The organism is Paenibacillus sp. P4_E11 (genome assembly GCF_056401635.1).
Genome location: NZ_JBFUIX010000712.1, coordinates 1 through 564, shown reverse-complemented (window position 1 = coordinate 564; position 564 = coordinate 1). Strand labels below are relative to the sequence as shown.

General features: G+C 52.1%; 1 pseudogene. It reads right to left on the bottom strand.

Annotated elements, in window-relative coordinates:
- Window positions 1-564: pseudogene (locus AC1DWB_RS37070) on the bottom strand (cell surface glycoprotein); the annotation flags it as partial.

Here is a 564-nt window from a genome sequence, read left to right as displayed (position 1 = left end):
GCTACGCTTAGAGTGACGTTGCCGCCCTGATCGACCGTTGTACCTACCGGCTGTGTGTTGATGTCTGGCGTTGCCGCATTCGCCAGCGCGTTAACGGTAACTTTGACCCTGTTGCTTATAGCCGAAGCGTATACGTTGCCGGTTACAGTGTTGTCCTCGTTCGTTACGACCACATAATAGTACGTGTCGCCAGGGCTTGAAGTCGGTACGGTGTATGAGGAGCTCTTTGCATTCAGTATTTCGAAGACGCCCATCATGCTATCCTGGGTATTTCGGTACCACTTGTAGCTTAGCGTTCCTTTGCTAGAGGTAGCMGCTACGCTTAGAGTGACGTTGCCGCCCTGATCGACCGTTGTACCTACCGGCTGTGTGTTGATGTCTGGCGTTGCCGCATTCGYCAGCGCGTTAACGGTAACTTTGACCCTGTTGCTTATAGCCGAAGCGTATACGTTGCCGGTTACAGTGTTGTCCTCGTTCGTTACGACCACATAATAGTACGTGTCGCCAGGGCTTGAAGTCGGTACGGTGTATGAGGAGCTCTTTGCATTCAGTATTTCGAAGACG